The organism is Pseudomonas sp. NPDC089407 (genome assembly GCF_044900445.1).
Lineage (GTDB): Bacteria > Pseudomonadota > Gammaproteobacteria > Pseudomonadales > Pseudomonadaceae > Aquipseudomonas.
Window position 1 is genome coordinate 120,926 of the sequence record NZ_JBJDNB010000005.1, and the last position, 20,408, is coordinate 141,333.

The following is a 20,408-nucleotide window of genomic DNA, read 5'->3' on the forward strand; positions in this document are numbered from 1 at the left end:
ATCCAGCCATTGCTCGCTTTGGCTACCGTGTTGGCCATACGACAGGCGTGACGGAACCAATCGACAAGAATGAGATCAGATTGACACCATTGCCAGAGGCACCTCAGGTGAGAAAATGCCTCGCAATTCAATCGCCAGCTCGCTTGGCGGTTGGCTTGAGAAGAAGTTCTATGATCGACCTGCACAGCCCCACCCTCGAAGTTACCGAGTATGCCTACCGGTACAACCACTTGTTGCCAGCGCCCACCCCACGCGAGTCAGCAGGCCGCGCCTACGTGCACCCGCAATGGCAAAGTTCGCGCGCCTGCACATTAACCCCCGATCAATCGCTCGACAGAGCCAAGGGTGCATTACTGGGGTTGGCCATTGGCGATGCCGTAGGCACCACGCTGGAGTTTCTGCCCCGTGATGCCAAGCATGTCGATGACATGGTCGGCGGCGGGCCGTTCAGGCTCAAGCCAGGTGAGTGGACCGATGATACGAGCATGGCGCTTTGCCTGGCGGACTCGTACCTGGCTTGCATGCGATTTGACCATGCAGACTATCTCGACCGCTTGTGCAGGTGGTACAAGCGTGGGGAAAACAGCGCAAACGGTGTCTGTTTCGACATCGGCAATGCTACACGCCTTGCCCTGGAAGGGTGGCTACGGCAAGGCCTGGACTGGATAGGCAACACAGAACCGAATACGGCCGGCAACGGCTCGATCATCCGGCTCGCCCCCACCGCCATATTCAGGCGCCACATTCTGCCATCCACGTGGCGCGAAGCCCAAAGCCAGAGCCGGGCCACCCATCGGGCGCCCGAAGCAGTGAGTTGTTGCGAACTGCTGGGCGCGCAGCTGCACCTCGCACTAAACGGCACGGACAAGGATGAAATGTGCAGCCCTAGGGTCCGCCCGCTGCAACCCCGTGCCACCATCATCAATGCTGGCGAGTACAAGGACAAAACACGCGACCAGATCCGCTCCTCAGGGTATGTCATCGATACCTTGGAAGCTGCGCTATGGGCGGTTTGGAATACCGACAATTTCAGGGACGCAGTGCTTCTGGCGGCAAACCTGGCAGACGACGCCGACAGTGTGGCAGCCGTGGCTGGGCAACTGGCCGGAGCCTTGTACGGGGTATCCGGCATGCCCGAGGAATGGGTAAAGACAGTGGCGTGGTCCGAACACATCCAGGACCTCGCCCAAGCGTTGCACGACCAGGCGCCTGAAAGCGACCCGTTTTACTCGCTGTGATGGTGCGCCCGGCGGCGCAGACTGCAGAATGACAAAGGCCCGCGATTAAGCGGGCCTTTGTGTATCCCTCGTCATCTGACACTGGCGACAGCCGTATGCCGGATCACTCCCACTCTATTATAAATAACAGCAGGAAACCTATAAAAACATGGTACTTACCAACGCGATGCATTCTAGTACCATGAAAAACACCATTAAACTATCCTTTAGTGGAGAGCATCCATCTAATGTCATTTTTGAGCCTCGGTGAATCGCCCCGCGTCTGAAAGGCTCAACAAGCGTGCCGATCCCACGCGCCTCGATGCCTCATTAAAGTGATAATGGGGATGAATGATGGCATTCTGTATCCCTTTTCTCCTTGTCCGATCTCAATCAGTAAGGACGTGGAATCGCATCTCAGAACCACTATTGAAAAAGGATTTTTAATGAGCCTTCCTTTTGTAGACACGTTCGTCCCCCCTTACCAGAAATGGGAAATGAGGCGTCCCTCCTTTGAGGAAATGCTGTCATCCGGCAATCCGCACATGTGGATAAGGGTCAGATTAGAGGCGACCGTCGCGAACGCTCACGACGCCGCCACCTACATGGGCCGCGTCGGTGCCGACAACGGCCTTGGGGATTCCATCAACAGAGCACTGGATAACAGTGTCGCCTATAAGCATTGGCGGCAAGCTATGCCATCCAAAACTCCTGATGCACTGTCGCGATATCAGAAGTCGTACCCAAATTGCGACTTTGCACAGGTCTCAGCAGAGATTGAAGGAATCGGGCAGGTGCTTAGTGAAGGTCAATGCCTCTTTCATGCAGGGTTGTGGCCGGGGGGCGACAGATTGACCACAGATCGCCCTCTATCTTCGTCATTTTGCCCCCAAGTTGCGCTGCGGAACGCAGACCATAAGGGCAAGGGATACGACGCAGGCCGTATTGATCTGTTCGTACTAAGAGCGACCAACCCGAGGACCAATGTCTTCGCATATAAGCGCAAAGGCACGAACCTCGGCCATGAGAACGAGGTCTTGTTTGCCGCAGGCGCGAATCTAACGCTGACATCGAGCGAATTGGTCAATGTCGACTACACCGCAGGGAAGTATGGACTCCCTAACAAGCTAATATCGGTTCGAGTACTCGCCATCGACATCTCATAGTCAATCTTCGAAGTAACGCACTTCGTGTTTACCTGCGCATGGAGCAGTGTTGTTGCATGAGAAGCACCGCTTCCTATCTGCAACCGATAGCCGCCAGGTCTCTGACGGCCTGCTGATCAAGCTCGATAGACAGGAATAAATCTGAAAAAGGGAATAGTCTGTGAAAAAGATCCTGTGGGTGAAGTTTGGTTGGTCAGAATACTATCGCGGCGGACCGGTCGACGGTAATTTTGGGTGGCTCAACGAAAACAAGGGCAAAAAAAACGAAGGACGGGGACACGAGGCGTTCAACTTCAACTCTGGGCCTGATGGAACCTACTATTGTTATGTTCCGCCCCAAGCAAGCGAGTATGCACCGTCAAACGACGATCCAAATGGCTGGACAGTGATTTGCCTCGCAAAAAACCCAAAGCATACTGGCGTCCATGTTGTCGGTTGGTACGAAAATGCTACCCTACATGGCGAATGGCTTGATCCTCCAGAAAGCCTGATCAAGAAGCGAGGGGATGCTGCGCACCCGGCCTATGACTGGTCGTACTGCATTTCTAGTAAGACCGCATACTTCGTTCCACCTGAGTACCGAACTATGCCTTTCTCGGACCCATCCGTAAGGCAGGGCAAATATTCCTTTCTAGAAGGGCCAGACGTAAACACCAATAAGAATAAAATTCGTGTACTGAAACTTCTCAACAGTCGTCTGAAAATGATGACCCAATTTGCTATTCAGAACCCTAGCGAGGGCTCGTTACCCGATCCCGAACTCGACGCAGCCGATCCTCTAAAGGGATTCGGTACACCAGAGCATCGGAAAAAGGTGGAATTTGCAGCAGAATGCGCCGTCATTGAGCATTACAAAACTAAAGGGTACACCTGCGAACGCGTTACTCACCTACCCTGTGGGTATGACTTTGTTTTTACCAAAGGCAAATCGGTGCGGCACGTCGAGGTAAAAGGCACATCCAGTCCCACCCCCCAATTCTTTATTACTCGGAATGAGTATGGGAAAGGTCTACAATCCAATCCAGCATGGCGTCTTGCTATGGTTACCTCTGCACTTTCCGAAGCCCCAAGCATAACTGAATATGATGCTCTCGGGCTGAAGCGAGCGTTCGACCTGGAACCTTACGTATACATCGGAAAATTCATACCAAAGTCGGAGAGCTAGTCTATTGACCTTACTAATATAGCCCATACGCTATATTAATGAAGAGCCCATACTAGTTAAATAATATGCTCGCCGGAGCATCCCGATGCCATGTCAGCAATCCCAAATTTGACATGGTACCGATGTCCTGTTTCCAGTGAACGTGTTGGCTTGGCTTGGCTTGGCTTGGCTTGGCTTGGCTTGGCTTGGCTTGGCTTGGCTTGGCTTGGCTTGGCTTGGCTTGCGAAGCGTGAAGGTTGAGCAGCCCGCGTCAAGATGCATGAGTCCAGAGTATCGAGGAAAATCTATCCACCCCATTCACCCGCTTACCCCAACAGAGCAAGAGCAATCCCAGCTGGTGAATCGTAAGGGTAAGGCGCATGCGGCTTCGTTAGCACCGCCCTCCTCCAGCGAGGGTGGATTGCTACTGGTTAGGCCGCCCATTTCTAGAGCTGAGCAAGCATTAGCTTGTGCGCGGCCTTTCATGTTGGCGTATCCTTACCCACAGGTACGTGCTGGCCATCATGCACTGACCGAAACACCCTGTATTCTGCTCCCAGGGTGCTGCATTCAGCGTATTTTGGCTAGCGTAGAAATGAAAATAGCACCGTCTGTCGGAAAGATGCCAGCCAAGGGATCAACGATCGCTGACGTGGTGTAAGAGGTCCAAAAGTGTTCACTACAAGAGATGCAGCGAGACTGTTCTCCAGCAAACGGCTCACGGAAGTGGCATCCGGAAATTTCGACTTTCTTTTGAAGGTTGCCACCCATTTTAGAGGTGAGCTCAGAGAAGAGTTTACGGCCGCAGAAGTATTTGAACACTCATACTCAGCCCTCTCAAGAGAATATAGGACTGAGTATTTTTTTAAAAACATTGTCGCCGAGCGATTGCTTTTGGGGAGGCACTCCCTTAATACAGCAACTGTATTGCCAGAATTCAGAGTTGGCCGAAACAAGGCCGATTGCGTTATTTTAAACGGCAGTTCTACATGCTACGAAATAAAATCAGACTTCGACAATCTAGATCGTCTTCCCGAGCAACTAGCCTCCTACAAGAAATTATTTGACAAAGTTTATGTTGTCGTAGGGAAATCGCACTTATCAAAAGTATTGAGCTCTATCGATAGCGACGTGGGAATTCTGGAGTTAACCCCTAGAAAAAACCTCCGGACAATCCGAGAAGCAGTGACATCAACAGAGCCGGTGGACATCTCAATTCTAATGCGCTCACTTCGCGTGCATGAATATCGAGATATTGTATCGGCGCTTTCAGATCAAAGCTTAGATTACCCAAACACAGAAATCTTTTCTGCATGTGAAAACATTTTGCAGAAATTACCCTCTGTTGATGTTCGAAGAGCATTTTGCACAACTCTTAAAAAAAGCAGAAAGATTGAAAAAGATTTCATCCTATCTCTTCCGCGTTCCTTATTGATGGCAGGAATTGGATTTAAACTACGAACTGATCACAGGCGAAGCCTGGCAGAAAACCTAAACAAGACCTTTAGTAAGGACACTACATGTACTACCCAATATTACGGGGCAAGCAATTTGAACTGCTAGCTCTGAGAGAGCTAGCAGAAACAATTTCTCCTGAGCTCATCCGCCCTGTTATTGAGCCTGTACGGGGGAACCTTGCCCCTCTACATAAAACAATAGAAGCATTACACAAGTCAGGAATCAAGCCGCTTGTGATTATAAACCCTAGCATTGGGGACTTTTCTAAAAGCGAAAAAATCGTACTTGAAATCGCAGGAGATCGAGACTCGTTTGTTCCCTGTATCAAAGCAAAAAGTATCGCAGACCTCTCTATCTTACCAGATTTTGGTTTCTCCCTGTCTGACAGCGCAATTTTGATAGATGGAGGTATCGACAAAGAGTTTGTCGAAAAACTTAGCTCCGCGTCCTGCGTTCTTGTTAACAAAGAAAAAATCCATCCCGGCGCGCTGTCTTTATTGAAAAATGTTGTTCTATTTGGCGATTTTTTTGATAAAAAAATCCGAAATGCCGATTACGAGGACAAGTCCTTTTACTCATCATTACACACCGAATGGAAATCCTACTCAAACGCCATTGGTTTTGGTGATTATACAATTCTAAGCGAGGAATATAGTGAGGCCGGTGGTCCCGCATATGTGGTAACTATCCACCTAAGCTATATTAATCGAGTCGAATTTGACGCCATGTACGTTCGTCATTTCTCCTCATTCAACGATGACTCACCCGCCAACCCGGGCGGCAAGTTTAAATCGGCGCTTGAAAAACTTTGGGAATTCTCCACCGCAAACCCTGGGATATTCAATAAAACGCAAGGCTTTCAAGAACTTGTATCACTAAGAGGCAATCCGTTCCCTGGGCTAGGTCAAGTAAAAAAATACTCAATTAAGCATCATATTGAAACCACTTGCGATTTCGTCAGAGGTGAGTGATGCCTAGATGCTGCGTTCAGTGTTTTCATGACTCCGTGATAGTTGCCAAAATAAACGCAGAGGGCGAGATAAGTCGATGCAGTTACTGTGGCACGAGCCAGGTTTCCTGTATCGACCCCGCTGGCCTAGCTGACAAGCTGGAACTATTCACCTACGGTTTACGCGAGGATGAAAATGGGATTCCTTTCTCTGAGGTCTTAAAATCCTATGGCGTTTTGAGTAACGGGATTCGACAGACAGAGATACTCGTTAACGATATTTTTGGGAACAACACAGCAGAAAAGCGCTTTGCGTTTGATTTCGATGTCGCTAGCTATACCGATCAATGGGAAGATTTCAAGATCGAGTTGAAGCACAAAAATCGATTTTTTCCAAAGGCCACTATACACTCCTCACTATTTAGCAGATTAACACCCGGCAGTAATGAAGGTGTGCTATTCCAGCTTTTAGAACAGCTTAAAATCCCGGTCGATATTAGGGAAAGTTTCTTCAGGGCACGAATATCAGAAACACCCTTGGATGCAAATCAGATGGGCTGCCCTCCACGCGAGATAGTGACAGGAGGCCGAGCGAATCCGCTGGGAATTCCATATTTATATGTAGCGGACAGCCTGATTACTTGTATAAGCGAGGTGCGCCCAAGCAATTCAAGCGGTGTATATGTTGCGCAGATGACTCCTGTGCGCGAGCTGTCGGTCCTTGATTTGACAACACCAAGAAAACACTGCTCCGCCTCAGCTTTCGGGGAGGAACAACTATCAGCTGTATTAGGATTTCTTGGACTACTTGAACTGTTCTCCAACGAGCTTTCTAAGCCTATCAGACCTGAAAACAGCAATCTGGACTACATCCCCACTCAGTTTTTATGCGAATTCATCAAAAGCGAAGCAAAATTTGATGGCATTGTCTTTAACAGCTCGTTCGGCCAAGGCAAAAACTATGTATTCTTCGATGGAGAATCATTAACTCCAGCACCCCCAATAAAATACATCGTAAACAAGACAGTTCATCATTACGAGCAGGCCTAATCACGAAACGCATGAATTACTAAAAAGCCCGCTACTGCGGGCTTTTTGGAGTTAGCCAGCCACACCATTACACATAACCACAAACAACGCAATAAAACCAAACAACAAGCAGCAAAGCCTCTAGCCCTATAAAAACGCAGCTCTATCCAAAGACTCAAGTATCTAGCATATCCCACTCGTCACCGAGAACCCAACGGATCGCCGACAACTTTCCGTTGATCATTCCCCATTCAAAATCAGTCCAAGGACCAAGCTCTTCCTCCCCGAGGTCCTCCTCAGCCCGCTTCATAGCGGCGATCATTCCCTCCCAGATTGAGTCCACGAGCAAGCCTCGCCGCTCCACGGGACTGGCCGCATCCCAAATTTCTCTCGATACAATTTTATCTTCACCGTCTTCAACGCGAGCAATGATTCCCCATTTCCTGTTGTACCAGACCTGTGTTGTAAGCTTGTTTTCAGCATCCAACAATTCAGAAAGTTGTCGAGGATCCTGGCTATACTCTCGTTCAAATCTAGTTTCTTCCACCAGCTCGCTAGCAAATTCGCTAAGTAAAATACTAAGGTTGGTTTCATATCGGGACGTCGCGCCATCAAAAATGGATGCTAGATCAGGGTGCGGTACACGGGTATCAGCCCCTTTTTGACTGAAGTCATGAATATTGTGGGTGACGAATGCGAACACATCCCCTTCTTCACGCGCAGACAGGGCATCAATGTAGGTTTCGATGATGATCGCATCGCCAATTCCATTCATCTGCCGATGGAATGGGGCGATTTTTGAGATCGCTCGATCTGCCGCACGTACTTTAATCTTGTCGCTGACTGGGATTGACCTGCATTTGCCGAAAAGCCCTTCGATCAACTCAACCGCTTCATTTACCGCTTCTCCGCCAGTCGCTACCCGGTGATCAACCTCATTGAGCTGTCTCAACGTCGCATCCCGCCCTTCCTCGGGAGCGAATTGGAGAATTGCCTCTCTTACCCGCTTAAAGTGACTGGAAAGGCTGGCTCGGCTCGCAGCCATCACTCTATCTCGGTTCCGTTCAAATTCCTCAAGAATGATTTGAGGCATTACGAGCACCGCTTCTTCCGCTTCGACCATTGCAACAAGTGCGTCCAGCAAAGGAAGGTGCCTATGGTCCTTGGTGAGGTCAAGCCATACCGACGTATCTATCAATAGATGAAGACTCATTCAGTGCCCTTCTCGCAAACGATCCATGTAAGAGAGGAGTCAACGTCATGGACACCTCTTAATTGGCGGAACAACACAGCTATTTCATCACAAGCACCGTCTTTGCCGAGTTCATCCAGCAAAGCTTGGCCGTAAGCTGGGTTGTCCCGGAAATATGCAGCCATCACTTCGTCATGTGCCTTGTCTCTCATTTAACGCCTGGCCTCCATCGGCATCGTGCGGTTCTGGCCGATCAGTATTGAGGATCGGCTAGAAAAGCAGATTTCAAGGCTCCAAAATACATTGAAAGAGAAATTTTTCACACATCATGGCCCCAAGCTCACAAATTGCGCATCTTGCTGCTCTACAGCTAGATCCGAGGGCCCGTTACCAATATCGGCCTTCTGCACCGCCGAGGATGAGCCATTCCTTTGGTGCCCTCTGACATTGCTAGTGCTCCTGTTGTTGCTTTCCGCTCTTACACGCGGCAGCGGCTGCGGGCCTCGCAGAGCAAGGTGCCGTTGAGCCGAAGGTGAATAAGGGGCGGTGTTGGATGGGGACGGGCTTGCCCGTACCCGTACAACACACATCTTGCCGTCTATTCCTATGCGCTTCTATGCAACTGGAGCAGAGATGCCATTTGCATTTCGTCTAATCGCGTAGGTTCGCATACATCCGCATAGCGTCGCATTAATAAATGGTTTCAATCGCATAGAGTCGCGCAGAATCGCATAAAGCCGTCACAGTGAACGAGGTCAATTGAATTATCTAGCCTCTGGCACCAATACAGACTGTTTAGCGGCGAGCGCTGCTAATGTGCAAAGCATGCACCTTGAAAATTACGCACCTCGAATGAGAGCATTCATAGGCTTACGCACTTTAACCGAAGAAAATCATCAGAAATATCGGAGCAATCAATGGCACGCAAAACTCTCGCTGAGCGCCGTTCTGACGCCATTTCCGAACTGGAAACCGCTAAAGCACGACTGGCAAAACTCGACAATGAGGCCGCTGAGAGAATCGGCAGAATTGCAATAAAGTCAGGATTGGTTAATCTGAAGCTTACGGACGATCAGGTCCGGGAAGAATTCGACCGCATAGTGGAAAAGATCTGCAAGGGGAATTGACCATGAAGACAGCTCACCGCATCAGCGCATTTGCCAGTCGACTCGATGAATTGCAAGCCTGCCTCGGTCGAGCCAGTAACCGGGCTGCAGAAAATGTTACCGAAGCCCAGCGCATCGCGGCTGAGCTGGCTTTATCCCTCGAAGACTGGCATCTCGACGCGCTGCGCATACCTAAGGCGGAGCGTGCGCCCTACCGAGCACAGAATCCATATTATTCAGCACATTGACTCTGCCGCTCTCGTTAAAAAGTCCACTCCGGTGGACTTTTTTGTGTCCGCAAAACGTATAAAACCGGACAAACCTAACCCCTCCCCTCCTCACAACTAACGCCTTATAAATCAGACCGATAGTTATTATTTCTCGCCCAGATACCGGACAGTTTACGGACAGACCACGAAAACTTTATGCGGATAGCATAGTTATCCGCATATTTTAAACAGGCCAATATCGGTAAATAATCGAGCCACCAAGGTTAGAAATGAGGTATTCGGCATGAAAAGGGAATTACTCATAAAAGCGTCGTCCCGTGTACGCAAAGCCGGGCGTCATGCGGTTTTGAGCATTGCGATGGTCGGAACCAGCTTAGTTGGCGGGACCTTATCCGTTGCACCTGCCACGGCTTACGCCATCTACTGCGCAAATTGTTCCACGTTCTATCAGCAAATGTTTGAGTACGCTGAGGCGGTTAACACGGCTCTGAACACCGCCGAGCAACTGCAAACCCAGGTGCAGCAGTATCAAAGCATGATCACGCAGGGCACAGGCTTGCCTGATTCGATGTTCGGCAGTATCGCGGCCGATCTTAAAAACGTGATGAACGTCTACGACCGCTCGCAGGCGTTGGGCCGTCAAATCCAGAACATGGATTCGCAGTTCAACACGGCTTTCCCCGGTTTCAATTCGTACCTGAATCAAGCTGCCAACTCGGCTGAATCACCGGCACAAGATCGCTATCAGACGTGGTCTGAGCAAGGCCGCGACAACGTGAAAGCTGCGCTAAAAGCGGCGAACCTCAATACCAGCACCTTTGAGTCTGAGGGCGAGCAGCTTGACCGCATGATGACCCGTTCACAGTCGGCTGTGGGCCGGATGCAAGCACTTCAGGCGGGCAACGAAATAGCCTCACAGAACGTACAGCAGTTGCAAAAGCTGCGCGATCTGGTGGCTACGCAAATCAACATGCAGGGCAACTATCTGGCTCAGCAGGGTGACCGTGCAGCAGCCAGCGAAGCTACCGAACAGCAGTTTGAAGCGCGCAAAAATACACGCGGCGGCGTGAAGGGGTACTGAGAATGACTATTTCGAAATGGCTCATCGCGTTGATCTGCTCCGGCTCTGCACTAATCGGTTCTATGGTCACCGTGGCGGTTCAACGCAACAGCGAATGTACATCGGCGGCGGAGCAGCAACAGCAACAGCGCGATGCTGATGCCTCGTTTGAAGCGCGCCCGAACACTCGCGGCGGCGTTAAGGGGTACTAGCTATGGATCATCGCCTACTGTTCTTCCTCGTCTTGGCGAGTGTATTCGTGAGCGGAGATGCTATGGCCGCGACCGACCTTTCCCATGCTGACACTTCGGTCCAAGGCCTACTCGACCTCGTTTTACAGCAGTCGCACCAGTGGTCAGGAAAGCTGTATGACTACGCGATCAGATTATTCTGGCTGTTGGCCTCGATTCAGTTCATCTGGACGTTCATGCCTCTTGTCATGAAGCAAGCCGACTTCGGCGAGATTGTCGGAGAGCTGCTGCGCTTCGTCCTGGTGGTCGGTTTCTTCCTTGCCGTTATGAAGTACTCGGTGGAGTGGTCATCTGCCATTGTCGATAGTTTCCGCGATGCTGCGGCATCCGCTAGCGGCCTCGGACGCGCATTAGAACCCGGCGATATGCTGGCGGTCGCACTGGATTTTGGCCGCACCATGGTGAAGGGCATATCAGTGTTTTCTCCGGCCAAAGGACTTCTGATCGCAGTTTGCGCAATCCTTGTGTTGGCGTGTTTCGCCTTCATCGCTGCATTCATGTTCGTAACGCTCGTAGAGTCTTACGTCATCATCAATGCTTCGGTGCTGTTCTTTGGCTTTGGCGGGTCACAATGGACGCGTGATTTTGCAATCGCCCCAATGCGCTTCACCGTCGCAATCGGAGCCAAGCTGTTCGTCTTAACGCTGATCGTCGGCCTGATCGTTCAGTCGGCCAAGCAGTGGTTGGCCGCCTACACCAATGACGAAGCCTCGTTGATGACGATGGTTGGTCTGGCCTTGGTGTGCTGCTATCTGACAAAGACCATTCCTGACCTCATCGGCGGCATGATAAGTGGCACCTCGATGGGTGGTGGATCAGCCATCGGTGGTATGGCGGCGGCTGGTGCTGCCGGCGCAGCGGCGGCAATCGCAACCATCGCCACCGCCGGGGCGGCCGCTCCTGCCGCAGCCGGTGCTCTCGGCGCTGCTGGCAGCAGTGGTGCTGCCGGTGCAGCGGGTGCCGGTGGCATCAGCAACGGCGGTCTGGCAGGAGCTATCAACTCCAGCTTTGCCGGTGCAACCTCCGCCGGTGGTGCCGCTTCGTCTGTAAGTGGCGCTACGTCCTCCGGCGTGGGGGCCAGCACTGGCGGCGGCGCAGCGACCAAGGGGGCAAGCTCCGCAGGTGCAAAGACTGGCGGTGGTGTAGCTTCCCCATCGGCTACACCCAGCAACGGCGTCCAACAGGCCGCTAAGCAGGCCGGGAAGGCCGCGCAGAGCGGCGGTGACAATGATCAAAAAGCGACACCAAAAAGTGGAGCTGTCAGCTCCGGCAGCGCACTATCCCAAGCGGCCAATGGTGGAGCAAAAGCACTCGGCGTGATCGCCTCGCTGTCAGTGCCCGGCATGGAGAATGCGCACTCAGCGTCTCTTGGTGCTGGTGTTCCAACATCAGCTCTCGGCGAAGCCAGATCGACCACAAGCGCAGAACCGCCCGTGGAAACGGTAGGCGCGGAGTCAAACGTCATCCGACCTGATGCCAACACCAGCACCAATCCCGGTCGCGTCGACGCTTCGAGCATGACCTCGAGCAACGACCAACAGGAGAAATAACCATGAATGACATTCTGATGTTCGCTGGATTCGTAGTACTCGCCTCGACCTTGGCCATCGGTATGTGGGCGCTCGGCCGGTGGCTGCGTAGCAAGGGCTACGGGGCGCAGCTGGATAATTTGAATCGCTTATTCACGGCCTTACAGCTTCGGGTCAGGCCGCTTGCTCTGTCGGCCTCCTATCGCATGTTTGCGGGAACGCGGACCTTGAGTCGTCTACCTCTGCTGGGAAGCAAGAATAGCGCTGCTCTGAGCCATCAAGTGATGATTGCCATCCAGGCTGCGCAGGAAGCACAGAAGCGAGAAAACCCCGGCAATCGCTGATCGCTGGCCAGCCTCCCAAACACCCCGCCTCAGTGCGGGGATTAATTTTCTGCATCTAGCCTCTTCTGCCTCATAAGGAGTCCTGGAGGATCGCGGGAGCACTTTCATCATGAACACGGACAACGGCCGTTTACAGTTCGGGGCTTCATGATTAGTAATACGCACGGACTTTGAACAGCCTGATACTCCCCCTTAAAGGCCCTGAGCTGCGTTCTCAGCGACTCTATCGGTCCTTCACAAGCGGGCAAGTGGGATCACTACTTTGTTGCCGCATCAGTAGGGTAAGCAGCCTGGACTAATCCTAGAGCCGTTTTTCCATAACGATGGTGCGTTCAGCCCCATGAAACTCGTCGCGGATTTTCTGATAGCCCAACGTGGCATAAAACTTTTCAGCTGTAATCGACGACGGCACACGTACAACTCCAATTCCAGCGCTGGCAGCAGTTGCATGAATGACATCCATCAAATGCCTACCGATACCGCCTTTTTGGTGAGCCGGGTCAACGAAAACACTTCTGACCACGTCACCGTCGAGACCGGCAGTACCAATAATGTTTTCGCCCAGCAAGGCGACGAAAACCCTGCGCTTAGCAAGTTGTGTGGTGATGGATTCAGGAGAAAAGCTTTGCTCAACCTGAGCGATCACATCAGGCGGGTAGTCTTGTGAGTTTGACTCACGCAGGGCAGCTAGAACTACATGACTAATCGCTGCTGCATCTCTGCTCGTGGCAGGACGAACGTGACATTCCATGCTGAGACCTCAATCCTAAAGGGGTACAGATTAGCCCAGCGCAATGTCCCAGGTGCTCGAAGTGGTGTGTGTTCGACGGAACCGCCCTTTCTTTTGGTGCCCAACGGCCGCAGGCCGAGTAGCAAGGCCGGACCGCGCCTAAGCGCGGGCTGCGCCGCGCAGAACTGAATATCCTGAATATCCTGCCAACTCCGAGCGGGTGTGCGACGTTTCGGGCGGGTGTGCGACGCTCTCGGGCGGATGTGCAACGCTATCGGGCGGGTATACGACGCTTCAAGCTTCACCAGTACCTTTTTTCTTTACCCTCACGCCGTCCAGAAGCAGGCCTAACGCTTTCAATTCGGCGGCGTCTTCCCTCAACCTGTACCGCGCATCGCGCATCGCCTTACTCTGCACCGCACCGGCGACAGCCACGATGACGGTGTCAAGATACCAACCACCTGACGGCTCGAACTTGTGGCTCAAAACGTGCCGCGCAACCGCTTGGCTGATGCCATGCTGGAGGCGGGCAATGGGTGCCGGGTCGTAGTACAAACTCAAATCATGCTCAAGTAGCATCACTAGTGCTACGCCAAGCCGCACCCTCCACAGATATCGCTCTCCCCTTGTCAGCGGATCAAGCCGCGTCATCGGAGAAGGGATAACGTGATCGATCAATCCGCCGATTATTGGGAAATCGAATTGTGGCGTTTCGATTGTGATCGTCGCGGCTCGCAGTTCGGTCAAAAGCTTTTCGATCTGTGTAAAGCTGTAGCGACTGTCAGACAGTGTTTTTCTCACCCGAGCGGGGTCAACCAGAAGCTCTACACCGCCATCAGAAACATCGCGTCGCCGCTCCGCGCAATACAAGATCGCTTCGACTATATCGGCGTGTCTCTGGCCTAGTCTGCCTGTCACACGGCAGCGACCGAATGACGTATCGGCCCAGTCACTTTCCCGTAATCGAGGGCGCTGGCTAGGTTGATAGAGCATCACGCGCGCCTGCGCGCTTGTACTGGTGGGGGTCACCGCATTACCACCGCTCATCGTCGCCTCCATTGACGATGTGCAGAGCTCCTCCCTTCTTCGTCTCCAGCAGTTCCACTGGCACAAGGACACCGCCGTCATGGCGCTTGTACCATTGGTCGACTGGGGTGACATCGTAGTTCTGTTTGCTGACACCGAAGCGGACAAACAAGCTCCTTCGGTCATTGCCGATCGGCTGTCGATCATAGGCACGGTCGCTGAGGGTCTTGGCCTGTTCCTCTGTCATTTTGGCGACGAAGCCGCACCAACGGGCGTTGTCGATCAGGGCGGAGGCGCCCCGCGCCGCCTGCTGCTGGTCAGTCTGCCCCTCACGGGCACTCCCCTTGCTGACGTGATGCAAGTACAGGACGGATGCCCCAGTGCTCGTCGCGGCGCACTCCAGCGTAGCGACAAGTCGTGCCATATCGCCGTTGCTGTTCTCGTCCCTATCGTGAATCCGGCTTAGAGTATCCAGTACGATCAAGCGGGCACCGGCGCAGAATTCGATAACGCGGGCAAGATGCTGGTCATCCATCACGTTCATCCGTTTGCCCATGATGGGCTGGATGATCAGGTTCTCCGCGATGGCTTCACGTGCCTGCTGATTCAGGTGCTGGCCGATGGCATGGATTCGGCGGACCAGTGCGACTTCTGGGTCTTCTCCAGCAAAATACACCACGCGGCCAGCGCATGCGGGACCGAGCCCGACTAGATCACCACCGGCAACGCTGCACGCGATGGCCATTGCGGCCTCCAGCGCCCAAAAGCTCTTTCCTGTAGCTCCCGGCGCCACCAATGCGCCTACCGTTCCAGCGAGGAAGCCCGGCCAAATAAAGTCTAGAGTGGGCGGTTCGTTCTCGAACGCAGCCCGCAAATCAATCGCCACAGTTCAGGCCCCCATTCCGGGGCGAGGGGCCGAGCCGGAAAGCTTGCATGTATCAATCCACGCCTCCACCTCGGCCAAATCCCACACAACCTTGCGACTACTCACCGCGATGCGCTGCGGGAATTTCCCTTGCTTCTCGAAGTTGTAAATCGTGCGCTCACACAGCGGGATCATTGCCAGCAGTTGCTTCTTGCTGATCAAGACCTTGCTCGTTTTTTGCGATTCTTTTTCCACAAGGAATATCCCTTCCGTCATCATCCAAGGCCCAAGTATTGCCCCACGATTCCGGTATTTTCCAGCAAAAACAGAGGTATTTTTCAGCATTTTCAACAAGTTAGCGTCCATTAACTTATCGCTTTACGGACAGTCCGGGCGACATAAATAGCTGATTTTGTTGAAGTAGATTTACGCTAGGTTTCCTCATTTGGTTTTTCCCGAAACTCATGTGTTTTCGGACAAAAAAAATCCCACCGAAGTGGGACTATGGCGCAGTAACGTCAGCTGAGAAGCCTCGAATCACCCTTTGAGTCTGGTCTTTTTGGCGGTCCACTCGTCGATCATATCCGCCCAGTCTTGGAGCATCGCTCGGCGCTGATCCCGGTACTCGGCCTTGTTGTAGACGGCTCGCACACCCTTCTGCTCGTGCGCAAGACACTTCTCGATCCAGTCGGAGTTGTAGCCCGCCTCATGCAGCAGCGTGCTGGCCGTGCGTCGCAGATCGTGGGGACCGAATTTGCCTAATGGCACCCCTTCCTTTTGCGCAAGGCGATAAGTGAGCGTCAGTACTTGGTTGATCGTGGCCGCACTCATTGGTAAATCGGAGTCGTAGCGTGACGGCAGAACGTAGTCTGAACCTCCAGCCAAGGTTTTCAACGCGATGAAGAAATCCAATGCCTGCTGGGACAGAAACACCAAATGAGGGTTACGACGCTTCATCCGCTCTTTGGGGATCGTCCACAGCGCCTCGCTGAAATTGTTCTGTCCATGTACTGGTACATCAGCGCAATTTCATCAGGCGTCAACGCACGGTCACGTGGCTCAAATTTCGCGATGCTGGCAGGCCGTACCAGATCTGCCGGGTTTTCAACCTTCTGGCCACGCTCAATGGCCCAACGGGAGAGTTGCAGCACGATCTCCCGTGAGTGGACGGCGGTTGCAGGGGCACCCCGCTCCACTATGGCATCCGTCAGCGCACGCAGATCCTCATGGGTGATTTCTACCAGCTTCTGATTGCCAAATTTCGGCTTCAATTCACGCTCGTAGACTGATCGACGCATGTCTCGCGTCGAGTCCGCCATCTGGTAACCGCGCAGCCATTTTTCAGCCCAAGCGTCAAAAGTCTCAGCACCCTTCGTGCGCGCCTTCGCACGCGCTTTTTCCTTAGCTGGAGACTTGCCAGCGGCGACCATCTTCTTCGCCTCCCCTAGCCGCTCGCGAGCCTCTGCCAGAGTGATCCCCCCTAAACCGTAACGACCGAAGGTGATGGTCTCCTGCCGGCCGTTGATGGAGTAGTTGTAGCGAAAGGAGATTGAGCCGGCTGGGGTGACGGCCACGTACAAGCCGTCACGGTCAATCACCTTGTAGAGCTTGCCCTGGGGCTTGAGATTTCGAAGCTTGGTATCGGTGAGCATGGCTTCCACTATTTCCTTGAAAAAATACCATGTTCTGAAAAGCGCGGAAAAATGGGTCTTTCCCCAGTAAAACCGGGCCTTTAGACCAACTCGATACCATGCCAACACTGAGGCAAAGGACATGGTATTGAGCGTCATGCATGGCATTAGATGCAGTCAATACCCCGTACCATGCCACACATACACCGTGCTTGGCGATGCAGAACGCTACCCGAATTTGCCAGACCCCAAAAGCCAAAAGCCCGCAATTACGCGGGCTTCAGGGCATTTTTTGCTAGATCGTGCCGGGCAGTGCCGGACGCAGGATCATTCCCACTCGATGGTAGCCGGCGGCTTGCTCGACACGTCGTAGGTAACGCGCGAGATACCGTCGATTTCGTTGATGATACGGCCGCTGACGGTTTCCAGCAGCTCGTACGGCAGGTGTGCCCAACGCGCGGTCATGAAGTCTACGGTCTCGACGGCACGCAAGGCCACGACCCAGGCGTAGCGACGGCCGTCGCCAACAACGCCAACCGACTTGACCGGCTGGAACACCACGAAGGCCTGGCTGGTCTTGTGGTACCAGTCAGCCTTGCGCAGTTCTTCGATGAAGATGTGGTCGGCGCGACGCAGGATGTCGGCGTATTCCTTCTTCACTTCACCCAGGATGCGCACGCCCAGGCCCGGGCCCGGGAACGGGTGGCGGTAGACCATGTCGTACGGCAGGCCCAGCTCCAGGCCGATCTTGCGCACTTCGTCCTTGAACAGTTCACGCAGTGGCTCGACCAGCTTGAGGTTCATTTCCTCTGGCAGGCCGCCGACGTTGTGGTGCGACTTGATCACGTGGGCCTTGCCGCTTTTGGCGCCAGCGGACTCGATCACGTCCGGGTAGATGGTGCCCTGGGCAAGGAACTGGATGTTGTCCAGCTTGCTGGCTTCGGCATCGAAGATGTCGATGAAGGTGCGGCCGATGATCTTGCGCTTCTTCTCCGGGTCGGCTTCGCCTTCCAGGTTGTCGAGGAACTGCTTTTCAGCGTCGGCGCGGATCACTTTGACGCCCATGTTCTCTTTGAACATGGCCATCACCTGGTCACCTTCGTGCAGGCGCAGCAGGCCGTTGTCGACGAATACGCAGGTCAGCTGGTCGCCAATGGCGCGGTGCAGCAGCGCAGCAACCACCGAGCTGTCGACGCCGCCGGACAGGCCCAGCAGGACGTTGGCCGAGCCAACCTGCTCACGCACCTGGGCGATGGCGTCTTCAACGATGTTGGACGGGGTCCACAGGGCTTCACAGCCGCAGATGTCCTGCACGAAGCGGGACAGGATGCGACCGCCCTGCTTGGTGTGGGTCACTTCCGGGTGGAACTGCACGCCGTAGTAGCCGCGGGTATCGTCGAACATGCCGGCGATCGGGCAGCTTGGGGTGCTGGCCAGTACGTGGAAGTCGCCCGGCATCTGGGTAACCTTGTCGCCGTGGCTCATCCACACGTCCAGGCCCAGTACACCGTCGTCGTCTACGTGGTCTTCGATGCCGTCGAGCAGGCGGCTTTTGCCGACCACGTCCACGCGGGCATAACCGAACTCACGCAGGTCGGAACCTGCGACCTTGCCGCCCAGTTGCTCGGCCATGGTCTGCATGCCGTAGCAAATGCCCAGCAGCGGTACGTTCAGGTCGAACACGGCCTGCGGTGCGCGCGGGCTGTTGGCTTCGTGGACCGACTCGGGGCCGCCAGCGAGGATGATGCCGCGCGGGTTGAATTCGCGGATCGCTTCGTCGTCCATGTCGAACGGGTGCAGTTCGCAGTACACGCCGATTTCGCGCACGCGGCGGGCGATCAGCTGGGTGTACTGGGAACCGAAATCGAGGATCAGGATACGGTGAGCGTGAATGTCGAGGGCCATGACTCAATCTCGTCAGTGGAAATCGGAAACGACGCGGGGCTGTTCGTGACAGCCCCGTTCGGTTATTGCTTGAAGCCTTAGCCTACGCGGTAATTAGGGGCTTCTTTGGTGATCTGCACGTCATGCACGTGGGACTCGGCCATGCCGGCACCGGTGATGCGCACGAATTCCGGCTTGGTGCGCATCTCTTCGATGGTTGCGCTGCCGGTGTAGCCCATGGACGAACGCAGGCCGCCCATCAGCTGGTGGATGATCGCGGCCAGGGCGCCCTTGTAAGGAACACGGCCTTCGATGCCTTCCGGTACCAGCTTCTCGGCGCCGGCCGAGGAATCCTGGAAGTAACGGTCGGACGAGCCTTGCGCCTGTGCCATGGCACCCAGCGAGCCCATGCCGCGGTAGGCCTTGTAGGAACGACCCTGGAACAGCTCGACTTCGCCCGGGGCCTCTTCGGTACCGGCGAACATCGAACCCATCATCACGCAGGAAGCACCGGCAACGATGGCCTTGGACAGGTCACCGGAGAAGCGGATGCCGCCGTCGGCGATCAGTGGCACGCCAGTGCCTTCCAGTGCTGCAGCAACGTTGGCAATGGCGCTGATTTGCGGCACGCCGACACCGGCAACGATACGGGTGGTGCAGATCGAGCCCGGGCCGATACCGACCTTGACTGCGTCCGCGCCCGCTTCGGCCAGTGCTTTGGCGGCGGCGCCGGTGGCGATGTTGCCGCCGATTACCTGCACTTGCGGGTAGGTTTCTTTTACCCAGCGCACGCGGTCGATCACGCCTTTGGAGTGACCGTGGGCAGTGTCGACCACCACCACGTCAACACCGGCAGCCACCAGGGCAGCAACGCGCTCGCCGGTGTCCTTGCCGGTGCCGACGGCAGCGCCGACGCGCAGACGGCCTTGGTCGTCCTTGCTGGCCAGCGGGTAGGCCTTGGCCTTTTCGATATCCTTGACGGTCATCATGCCCTTGAGGCTGAACTTGTCGTCAACGATCAGGACTTTTTCCAGACGGTGCTTGTGCAGCAGCTCGCGCACTTCGTTCTTGTCGGCGCCTTCGCGGACAGTGACCAGGCGCTCTTTTGGCGTCATCACGTCACGGACCTTGGCGTCCAGGCGGTTTTCGAAGCGCACGTCACGGGAGGTGACGATGCCGACCAGGTCGCCGTTCGCCAGCACCGGAACGCCGGAAATGTTGTTAAGGCGGGTCAGCTCGAACAGGTCGCGCACGGTGGCGTCGGCGTCGATGGTGATCGGGTCCTTGACCACGCCAGCCTCGAACTTCTTGACCTTGCGGACTTCGCCGGCCTGCTGTTCGATGGTCATGTTCTTGTGGATGATGCCGATACCGCCTTCCTGGGCCATTGCAATGGCCAGACGCGCTTCGGTCACGGTATCCATGGCAGCGGAAACCAGCGGAATGTTCAGCTCGATGCCACGAGTCAAACGGGTCTTGAGACTGACTTCATTGGGCAGTACCTCGGAGTAGCCAGGTACAAGGAGGATATCGTCGAAGGTCAGGGCTTCTTGGCTGATACGCAGCATCGCGGGGGCTCCCGGGCGGGAAAAATGGA

At 54.2% G+C, this 20,408-nt stretch carries 20 protein-coding genes and 1 pseudogene; 12 read left to right on the forward strand and 9 right to left on the reverse strand.

Annotation, left to right across the window (positions count from 1 at the left end; translation table 11 throughout):
- Positions 1 to 170: 170 nt before the first annotated feature.
- The 6 genes from tri1 to ACI2KG_RS06170 all read left to right on the forward strand — a co-directional run bounded on the left by tri1 (position 171) and on the right by ACI2KG_RS06170 (position 6,984).
- The gene (gene tri1, locus ACI2KG_RS06145; protein WP_404661225.1) at positions 171 to 1,238 is read left to right on the forward strand and encodes an ADP-ribosylarginine hydrolase Tri1; all 1,068 of its coding nucleotides are present in this window, start codon (positions 171 to 173) and stop codon (positions 1,236 to 1,238) included.
- A gap of 326 nt (positions 1,239 to 1,564) precedes the next feature.
- The gene (locus ACI2KG_RS06150; RefSeq protein ID WP_404661226.1) at positions 1,565 to 2,383 is read left to right on the forward strand and encodes a hypothetical protein; all 819 of its coding nucleotides are present in this window, start codon (positions 1,565 to 1,567) and stop codon (positions 2,381 to 2,383) included.
- A gap of 160 nt (positions 2,384 to 2,543) precedes the next feature.
- A complete protein-coding gene (locus ACI2KG_RS06155) occupies positions 2,544 to 3,548 on the forward strand; it encodes a protein NO VEIN domain-containing protein (protein ID WP_404661227.1) in 1,005 nt (334 codons plus the stop codon).
- A 651-nt stretch (positions 3,549 to 4,199) separates the two neighbouring features.
- A complete protein-coding gene (locus ACI2KG_RS06160) occupies positions 4,200 to 5,090 on the forward strand; it encodes a sce7726 family protein (RefSeq protein ID WP_404661229.1) in 891 nt (296 codons plus the stop codon).
- Entirely contained in the window at positions 5,048 to 5,956 is a 909-nt protein-coding gene (locus ACI2KG_RS06165) for a sce7725 family protein (RefSeq protein ID WP_404661231.1), read from the forward strand. The genes ACI2KG_RS06160 and ACI2KG_RS06165 overlap by 43 nt, the downstream gene beginning before the upstream one ends.
- Positions 5,957 to 5,991: 35 nt before the next feature.
- Complete coding sequence (locus ACI2KG_RS06170; RefSeq protein WP_331844003.1) at positions 5,992 to 6,984, forward strand: RES domain-containing protein; 993 nt, start codon at positions 5,992 to 5,994, stop codon at positions 6,982 to 6,984.
- A 154-nt stretch (positions 6,985 to 7,138) separates the two neighbouring features.
- On the opposite strand, the gene ACI2KG_RS06175 is transcribed toward ACI2KG_RS06170, so the two are convergent.
- On the reverse strand, positions 7,139 to 8,176 hold the full coding sequence (locus ACI2KG_RS06175) for a PIN domain-containing protein (RefSeq protein ID WP_392483997.1): 1,038 nt from the start codon (positions 8,174 to 8,176) through the stop codon (positions 7,139 to 7,141).
- Positions 8,173 to 8,367 carry a hypothetical protein gene (locus ACI2KG_RS06180; protein WP_331844001.1) on the reverse strand — a complete coding sequence of 65 codons (195 nt, stop codon included), beginning with the start codon at positions 8,365 to 8,367 and terminating at the stop codon, positions 8,173 to 8,175. The genes ACI2KG_RS06175 and ACI2KG_RS06180 overlap by 4 nt, the downstream gene beginning before the upstream one ends.
- Positions 8,368 to 9,072: 705 nt before the next feature.
- Between ACI2KG_RS06180 and ACI2KG_RS06185 the strand changes: the two genes are divergently transcribed.
- The 6 genes from ACI2KG_RS06185 to ACI2KG_RS06210 all read left to right on the forward strand — a co-directional run bounded on the left by ACI2KG_RS06185 (position 9,073) and on the right by ACI2KG_RS06210 (position 12,675).
- Positions 9,073 to 9,282 (forward strand): TraC family protein, encoded by a 210-nt coding sequence (locus ACI2KG_RS06185; protein ID WP_331844000.1) that lies wholly within the window; start codon positions 9,073 to 9,075, stop codon positions 9,280 to 9,282.
- Between the two features lie 2 nt (positions 9,283 to 9,284).
- The gene (locus ACI2KG_RS06190) at positions 9,285 to 9,509 is read left to right on the forward strand and encodes a hypothetical protein (RefSeq protein WP_331843999.1); all 225 of its coding nucleotides are present in this window, start codon (positions 9,285 to 9,287) and stop codon (positions 9,507 to 9,509) included.
- A gap of 265 nt (positions 9,510 to 9,774) precedes the next feature.
- Positions 9,775 to 10,572 (forward strand): P-type conjugative transfer protein TrbJ, encoded by a 798-nt coding sequence (gene trbJ / locus ACI2KG_RS06195; protein WP_404661232.1) that lies wholly within the window; start codon positions 9,775 to 9,777, stop codon positions 10,570 to 10,572.
- Positions 10,573 to 10,574: 2 nt separating this feature from the next.
- Complete coding sequence (locus tag ACI2KG_RS06200) at positions 10,575 to 10,763, forward strand: hypothetical protein (RefSeq protein ID WP_404661233.1); 189 nt, start codon at positions 10,575 to 10,577, stop codon at positions 10,761 to 10,763.
- 2 nt (positions 10,764 to 10,765) lie between these two features.
- Entirely contained in the window at positions 10,766 to 12,352 is a 1,587-nt protein-coding gene (gene trbL, locus ACI2KG_RS06205; protein ID WP_392483999.1) for a P-type conjugative transfer protein TrbL, read from the forward strand.
- Positions 12,353 to 12,354: 2 nt separating this feature from the next.
- The gene (locus ACI2KG_RS06210) at positions 12,355 to 12,675 is read left to right on the forward strand and encodes a hypothetical protein (RefSeq protein WP_392484000.1); all 321 of its coding nucleotides are present in this window, start codon (positions 12,355 to 12,357) and stop codon (positions 12,673 to 12,675) included.
- 301 nt (positions 12,676 to 12,976) lie between these two features.
- Here ACI2KG_RS06210 and ACI2KG_RS06215 read toward each other — a convergent pair whose 3' ends face one another.
- The 7 genes and pseudogenes from ACI2KG_RS06215 to guaB form a co-directional block, all read right to left on the reverse strand.
- Positions 12,977 to 13,426 (reverse strand): GNAT family N-acetyltransferase, encoded by a 450-nt coding sequence (locus tag ACI2KG_RS06215; RefSeq protein WP_085616738.1) that lies wholly within the window; start codon positions 13,424 to 13,426, stop codon positions 12,977 to 12,979.
- A 273-nt stretch (positions 13,427 to 13,699) separates the two neighbouring features.
- Entirely contained in the window at positions 13,700 to 14,452 is a 753-nt protein-coding gene (locus ACI2KG_RS06220) for an ABC transporter ATPase (RefSeq protein ID WP_392484001.1), read from the reverse strand.
- Positions 14,439 to 15,317, reverse strand: coding sequence for a helicase RepA family protein (locus ACI2KG_RS06225; RefSeq protein WP_404661234.1), 879 nt, complete (start codon positions 15,315 to 15,317; stop codon positions 14,439 to 14,441). Before ACI2KG_RS06225 ends, ACI2KG_RS06220 begins: the two co-directional genes overlap by 14 nt.
- Positions 15,318 to 15,320: 3 nt before the next feature.
- Positions 15,321 to 15,551, reverse strand: a complete 231-nt coding sequence (locus tag ACI2KG_RS06230; RefSeq protein ID WP_404661279.1) for a helix-turn-helix transcriptional regulator — start codon at positions 15,549 to 15,551, stop codon at positions 15,321 to 15,323.
- A gap of 282 nt (positions 15,552 to 15,833) precedes the next feature.
- A pseudogene (locus ACI2KG_RS06235) lies at positions 15,834 to 16,948 on the reverse strand (tyrosine-type recombinase/integrase).
- A 306-nt stretch (positions 16,949 to 17,254) separates the two neighbouring features.
- The gene (gene guaA / locus ACI2KG_RS06240; protein WP_404661235.1) at positions 17,255 to 18,832 is read right to left on the reverse strand and encodes a glutamine-hydrolyzing GMP synthase; all 1,578 of its coding nucleotides are present in this window, start codon (positions 18,830 to 18,832) and stop codon (positions 17,255 to 17,257) included.
- Positions 18,833 to 18,909: 77 nt separating this feature from the next.
- Complete coding sequence (gene guaB / locus ACI2KG_RS06245; RefSeq protein ID WP_392523648.1) at positions 18,910 to 20,379, reverse strand: IMP dehydrogenase; 1,470 nt, start codon at positions 20,377 to 20,379, stop codon at positions 18,910 to 18,912.
- Positions 20,380 to 20,408: the final 29 nt, after the last annotated feature.

What these genes read in the sequence shown, in the direction of transcription:
- tri1 (WP_404661225.1), top strand. Translation starts at nt 171, where the DNA reads ATGATCGACCTGCACAGCCCCACCCTCGAAGTTACCGAGTATGCCTAC.
- ACI2KG_RS06150 (WP_404661226.1), top strand. Translation starts at nt 1,565, where the DNA reads ATGAATGATGGCATTCTGTATCCCTTTTCTCCTTGTCCGATCTCAATC.
- ACI2KG_RS06165 (WP_404661231.1), top strand. Translation starts at nt 5,048, where the DNA reads ATGTACTACCCAATATTACGGGGCAAGCAATTTGAACTGCTAGCTCTG.
- ACI2KG_RS06175 (WP_392483997.1), bottom strand. Translation starts at nt 8,176, where the DNA reads ATGAGTCTTCATCTATTGATAGATACGTCGGTATGGCTTGACCTCACC.
- ACI2KG_RS06180 (WP_331844001.1), bottom strand. Translation starts at nt 8,367, where the DNA reads ATGAGAGACAAGGCACATGACGAAGTGATGGCTGCATATTTCCGGGAC.
- ACI2KG_RS06185 (WP_331844000.1), top strand. Translation starts at nt 9,073, where the DNA reads ATGGCACGCAAAACTCTCGCTGAGCGCCGTTCTGACGCCATTTCCGAA.
- ACI2KG_RS06190 (WP_331843999.1), top strand. Translation starts at nt 9,285, where the DNA reads ATGAAGACAGCTCACCGCATCAGCGCATTTGCCAGTCGACTCGATGAA.
- trbJ (WP_404661232.1), top strand. Translation starts at nt 9,775, where the DNA reads ATGAAAAGGGAATTACTCATAAAAGCGTCGTCCCGTGTACGCAAAGCC.
- ACI2KG_RS06200 (WP_404661233.1), top strand. Translation starts at nt 10,575, where the DNA reads ATGACTATTTCGAAATGGCTCATCGCGTTGATCTGCTCCGGCTCTGCA.
- trbL (WP_392483999.1), top strand. Translation starts at nt 10,766, where the DNA reads ATGGATCATCGCCTACTGTTCTTCCTCGTCTTGGCGAGTGTATTCGTG.
- ACI2KG_RS06210 (WP_392484000.1), top strand. Translation starts at nt 12,355, where the DNA reads ATGAATGACATTCTGATGTTCGCTGGATTCGTAGTACTCGCCTCGACC.
- ACI2KG_RS06215 (WP_085616738.1), bottom strand. Translation starts at nt 13,426, where the DNA reads ATGGAATGTCACGTTCGTCCTGCCACGAGCAGAGATGCAGCAGCGATT.
- ACI2KG_RS06220 (WP_392484001.1), bottom strand. Translation starts at nt 14,452, where the DNA reads ATGAGCGGTGGTAATGCGGTGACCCCCACCAGTACAAGCGCGCAGGCG.
- guaA (WP_404661235.1), bottom strand. Translation starts at nt 18,832, where the DNA reads ATGGCCCTCGACATTCACGCTCACCGTATCCTGATCCTCGATTTCGGT.
- guaB (WP_392523648.1), bottom strand. Translation starts at nt 20,379, where the DNA reads ATGCTGCGTATCAGCCAAGAAGCCCTGACCTTCGACGATATCCTCCTT.